Source organism: Microcoleus sp. Pol11C3, from assembly GCF_036701485.1.
Classification (GTDB): Bacteria; Cyanobacteriota; Cyanobacteriia; order Cyanobacteriales; family Microcoleaceae; genus Microcoleus.
Window position 1 is genome coordinate 1 of record NZ_JAUBQW010000228.1, and the last position, 4,830, is coordinate 4,830.

Genomic DNA, 4,830 nt, shown 5'->3' on the forward strand with positions numbered 1-4,830 from the left:
GGGGTTGTCCACGGTTTATACCTCTCTCAAAACATGAGCCTAGTTTACTTTGACTTGTGTGTACACGGTAGCCTTAATAAGGGGGGGACAAGAGTGTTCTCAAAGTCCCGCTTAATAAGGGGGGGGACAAGAGAGTTCTCAAAGTCCCGCTTAATAAGGGGGGGGACAAGAGTGCTCTCAAAGTCCCGCTTATTAAGGCGGGGGACAAGAGTATTCTCAAAGTCCCCCTTATTAAGGGGGATTTAGGGGGATCGAGACTTCGATATCAATGACAATCAATTATGTCGAATCTCAACAGTCAAAACCAAGATAATTATGAAGATTTACTCGTGTCAATTGAAGCGGGTAAAGATATTCTCAACTTGCTAATCGCAGTTTGCGATGATAGCGACTGTCGCGATCGCCTGATTGCGGATTATGAAGCACAACTCGAACCGGATATCCGCCGCTATCGCGTAGAATTGGCGAGGGGTGAACCGAGTTTGCGATCGGCGATCGCCAATTTAGTCAAACAAGAAGCATATTTGCAGCAGCGGGGAAAAGCCGTTATCACCGTGACGGGTGTGGAAAAACTGCGGTTTTTTAAACAATTTGGCGAAAGTCGATCGGAACAACAGGTGTTTTTTGGCTATTTGCAATGGACGCGGGAAGCAATGCGGGAGTTTCCGTTTTCGATTGTCTTGTGGGTGACTCGACAAATTGAAATTCTGATTAGTAATGAGTCTCCTGATTTTTGGAGTTGGCGGAAAGGTGTGTTTCGCTTTGATACGAAAAAAACTGCGGCTGTTCCCAAAACTGAATTTGAACCGTTTCGATCCCTAGTTGAAGAGGACGATCGCGAACCGCCGAGTTTGATACCGCTGGAAGATTTGCAGGATTTAATCGGGCGAACCGAACAGAAAAAAGGACTCCAAGACCCCAGTTTGGCAAGTCTTTATGCGAGTATGGGGAAGATTTATTACCGAAGGATCGAGTCGGGAGAGTGCGAAAATTTTCAGGATGAGTATGAATTGGCGATCGATTATTTTCAAAAGGCGATCGCCCTTCAACAAGAGTTAGATGTGGAACTGGAATTATCCAGTAGTTTGAGTTACCTCGCCGCACTTTATAAATCCCAAGGCAGGTACTCGGAAGCGGAACCGCTGTATTTGCAAGCTGTGGAAATAGACAGGCGATCGCTTCCTGAAGACCATCCCAGTTTAGCTACTCACCTCAACAATTTAGCCGAACTTGATCGTTCCCAAGGCAGGTACTCGGAAGCGGAACCGCTGTTTTTGCAAGCTGTGGAAATACACAGGCGATCGCTTCCTGAAGACCATCCCAGTTTAGCTACTCACCTCAACAATTTAGCCCAACTTTATCAATCCCAAGGAAGGTACTCGGAAGCGGAACCGCTGTTTTTGCAAGCTGTGGAGATAGACAGGCGATCGCTTCCTGAAGACCATCCCAGTTTAGCTAATCACCTCAACAATTTAGCCAGACTTTATGAATCCCAAGGAAGGTACTCGGAAGCGGAACCGCTGTTTTTGCAAGCTGTGGAAATAGACAGGCGCTTGCTTCCTGAAGACCATCCCAGTTTAGCTAATCACCTCAACAATTTAGCCGGACTTTATTATGCCCAAGGAAGGTACTCGGAAGCGGAACCGCTGTTTTTGCAAGCTGTGGAAATAGACAGGCGCTCGCTTCCTGAATACCATCCCAGTTTAGCTAATAGTCTCAACAATTTAGCCCTACTTTATGAATCCCAAGGAAGGTACTCGGAAGCGGAACCGCTGTATTTGCAAGCTTTGGAAATTTTTCGCAGCAAGTTGCCAGAAAACCACCCCAAAGTTAAGATTGTGTGGAAAAATTATGTTGGGCTGTGGCGTGAAGGAATAAGTAAAGGACATTTGACATTTGAGCAATTGCAAAAACATCCTTCCGGGGAACAGTTATTAGCAGAACTTCACGAATAAATAAAAATATCGCTCTTAGTTACAAAATTTGTTAAAATGTACAATATGCCGCCTATATTGTAGATAATAATTTAGTCAAAAAGCAACGGAAACATTCTATAACAAAACAAAAGGATAAAAAAATGGGCAGAGTCACCGCAACAATAACCGTCACCAATCACATCGATGAAATTCTGGGAGAAAGAGGGTTCATCCCCGCAGAGCAAATACGCTCTATCACCATCGATAACGTCTTAGTCGATACAGGAGCAACTCGACTCTGCTTACCAGCAGATATTATCCGTCAGTTGGGTTTGCCAATGCTAGGTGAAATCGACGGACATACGGCAATAGGAACCAGAAAATTTCGGATTTTCAAAGATGTCACTCTGGCCGTAGCTGGACGAGAAGGCAGGTATGATTGTGTAGAAGTTCCCGCCGGAGAAGAACCTTTACTCGGCTTAATTCCCCTCGAAGATTTGGGTTTAGAACCCGCTTTAAAAAATCAGCGGTTGATTGTTTTGCCAGCAGAAGGAAGCCAAAGTTATATTCGGGTGTAAAATTCATATAGTTTTTGCCATAAATACACTGCCCATTGTCTTTTAGCAGGAGGGGGCGGGTTTACTATATACTGAGTTTTAAACATAGATGGTTGGTAAAACCCGCCCCTACATCGCGCAAATTATATAGCGCAAATTATACAAGGACGAATTAACCGGATTTGATATTATAAGTAATAGCAGGAGATAATATTATATTTTTGCACTAAAATGTCAGTCACTACTCATCAATTAATTCAGTGGAAACAACAACGGCGATTAATTGTCGCGCTGACAGCTTATGATTATGCGATCGCCCAACTCATCGATCAAGCAGGCGTAGATATCATCCTAGTCGGCGATTCCTTCGCCATGACAGTCTTAGGCTACGACACAACCCTGCCGCTAACCCTCGATGAAATGCTGCACCACGCTAAAGCTGTGCGCCGTGGAGTTAAACAAGGATTAATTGTGGTCGATTTGCCGTTTTTGACTTACCAAGAAAGTCCCCAGCAAGCCATGCACTCGGCCGGGAGAGTTTTGAAAGAAACCGGCGCTCAAGCTGTAAAATTAGAAGGTGGATATCCAGCAATGGCGGCCACAGTTTCGCAGCTAACATCCGCCGGGATTCCGGTGATGGGACACGTTGGTTTAACTCCGCAGTCGGTACACCAACTCGGCTACAAAAAACAAGGCAAAACAGCCGAATCTGCCGATCGCATCATAGCAGAGTCGATCGCGCTTCAAGAAGCCGGTGTTTTTGCGATCGTCTTAGAACACATTCCCGCAGACTTAGCCGCTCAAATTACCCAAAAATTAACTATTCCCACCATTGGTATCGGCGCCGGGCCGCACTGCGACGGCCAAGTTTTAGTTACTTCGGATTTGTTAGGACTTTCTGAAAAACAGCCACCTTTTGCGAAAGCTTACGCCAATTTGCGAGAAACAATTACCCAAGCTGTGAAAGATTATTCCCTAGAAGTTAAAGAAGGAAAATTTCCAGAATAGGTTCTTAGTGAGGACTTTCCTCTTTAAAAATGAGGAAGAAAATCCTCACTACAAACCTAATTTACACTTTCGGCTGACCCTCTTCCTCTTTATCCTTCTCAACAGCTTCATCCTCAGATTGACTGATGCCATCCTTAAAACTACGCAAGGTTTTGCCCAAAGCATTTCCTAACTCAGGAATCTTCTTGGGGCCGAAAATTAGTATGGCAACCACCGCAATAATGCCCATTTCGGGCAATCCCAGACCAAACATACAAAATCTCCTGTAAAACTTGCTCGATTGTAAGTCAATCTACTGATATTGTTAAAGTATCTACCTTTTTTCCTGCATCCTGCAACAGTAGAATCAAGTTTTATTAAGCTATCCCCCGATAAATAGGAATGTTAGAAATATCCCAGCCTTCTCTGCGCGACCAACAGCACCATCTCATCCGCGATTTAGCAGACCGCATGGAAGCAGTATGGCACCGCTATCTCGACCTCGAACCCTACCACCTGCCCGCTGAGTTGGGATACGTAGAAGGCCGCTTGGAAGGAGAAAAACTGATCATTGAAAACCGCTGCTATCAAACGCCCCAGTTCCGCAAAATACACCTCGAACTCGCTAAAGTCGGGCCAATGCTGGATATCCTGCACTGCGTGATGTTTCCCAGGCCGAATTATGCTTTGCCGATGTTCGGTACGGATATAGTAGCAGGCAAAGGTCAAGTTAGCGCCGCGATCGCAGACCTTTCTCCTCTCAATCCCGATCGAACTTTATCAGAAATTTACCGAACCCAAATGGAAATTTTGCCAATCAAGCAATTTTCTTGTCCGCGCCAAATTCCCGAATGGGGGGATATTTTCTCAGAATTTTGCCTGTTTGTGCGCCCAGAGTCGATCGAAGAAGAAAGCAGATTTCTGGACATAGTTGAATCCTACGTTGAAATTCACTGCAAACAGGCAGTCGCTTCCGAACCAGTCTCTGCCGCCGAAGAATCGAAAATTCTCGACGCTCAAATTTACTACTGCACCCAGCAGCAGCAAAACGACAAAACCCGCCGCGTACTCGAAAAAGCTTTCGGTCAAGATTGGGCCGAACATTACATGACGGAGGTGCTTTTTGATTTCCCTAAATAGCTGAAATCGGTTTACACTACTTCATAGTGGGTGGGCAAAACTTAATTAGGAAATCACCTACTTTATCAGTAATGGGAAAGGAATCACGGGTCAAGGATAAATCATTTTTAAAACCCCCAGGGCGAGGAGTCATCGGTTTAGCGATCGCTGCCACTCTAATTAGGGCTTGCTGAATATATCGATCGCACTTGAGGTAGCCTGGGTTTTGAGCGCGCGATCGAGAATAAAGT

The 4,830-nt window shown here is 45.2% G+C and carries 6 protein-coding genes; 4 read left to right on the plus strand and 2 right to left on the minus strand.

The genetic code is table 11. The annotated features are described in order from the left end of the window. Window positions 1-281 precede the first annotated feature (281 nt). The 3 genes from QUA40_RS27550 (at window position 282) to panB (ending at window position 3,481) form a co-directional block, all read left to right on the plus strand. Window positions 282-1,955: a tetratricopeptide repeat-containing protein gene (locus QUA40_RS27550; protein ID WP_333131718.1), complete on the plus strand. Its 1,674-nt coding sequence runs from the start codon at window positions 282-284 to the stop codon at window positions 1,953-1,955. 122 nt (window positions 1,956-2,077) lie between these two features. After that, the gene (locus QUA40_RS27555) at window positions 2,078-2,494 is read left to right on the plus strand and encodes an aspartyl protease family protein (protein WP_333131720.1); all 417 of its coding nucleotides are present in this window, start codon (window positions 2,078-2,080) and stop codon (window positions 2,492-2,494) included. Between the two features lie 210 nt (window positions 2,495-2,704). Further along, window positions 2,705-3,481, plus strand: coding sequence for a 3-methyl-2-oxobutanoate hydroxymethyltransferase (panB, locus tag QUA40_RS27560; RefSeq protein WP_333131722.1), 777 nt, complete (start codon window positions 2,705-2,707; stop codon window positions 3,479-3,481). Window positions 3,482-3,542: 61 nt separating this feature from the next. On the opposite strand, the gene tatA is transcribed toward panB, so the two are convergent. After that, window positions 3,543-3,734 carry a twin-arginine translocase TatA/TatE family subunit gene (gene tatA / locus QUA40_RS27565; RefSeq protein ID WP_333131724.1) on the minus strand — a complete coding sequence of 64 codons (192 nt, stop codon included), beginning with the start codon at window positions 3,732-3,734 and terminating at the stop codon, window positions 3,543-3,545. A 128-nt stretch (window positions 3,735-3,862) separates the two neighbouring features. On the opposite strand from tatA, the gene QUA40_RS27570 reads away from it, so the two are divergent. Beyond that, window positions 3,863-4,600, plus strand: a complete 738-nt coding sequence (locus tag QUA40_RS27570) for a phycocyanobilin:ferredoxin oxidoreductase (protein WP_333131726.1) — start codon at window positions 3,863-3,865, stop codon at window positions 4,598-4,600. Window positions 4,601-4,616: 16 nt separating this feature from the next. On the opposite strand, the gene QUA40_RS27575 is transcribed toward QUA40_RS27570, so the two are convergent. Beyond that, on the minus strand, window positions 4,617-4,830 hold a 214-nt coding region (locus QUA40_RS27575), incomplete at its 5' end, for a hypothetical protein (protein ID WP_333131728.1).

Bases quoted from the DNA above. Each gene is read 5' to 3' on its own strand.
- QUA40_RS27570 (WP_333131726.1), top strand. From the start codon at position 3,863: ATGTTAGAAATATCCCAGCCTTCTCTGCGCGACCAACAGCACCATCTC.
- QUA40_RS27550 (WP_333131718.1), top strand. From the start codon at position 282: ATGTCGAATCTCAACAGTCAAAACCAAGATAATTATGAAGATTTACTC.
- tatA (WP_333131724.1), bottom strand. From the start codon at position 3,734: ATGTTTGGTCTGGGATTGCCCGAAATGGGCATTATTGCGGTGGTTGCC.
- panB (WP_333131722.1), top strand. From the start codon at position 2,705: ATGTCAGTCACTACTCATCAATTAATTCAGTGGAAACAACAACGGCGA.
- QUA40_RS27555 (WP_333131720.1), top strand. From the start codon at position 2,078: ATGGGCAGAGTCACCGCAACAATAACCGTCACCAATCACATCGATGAA.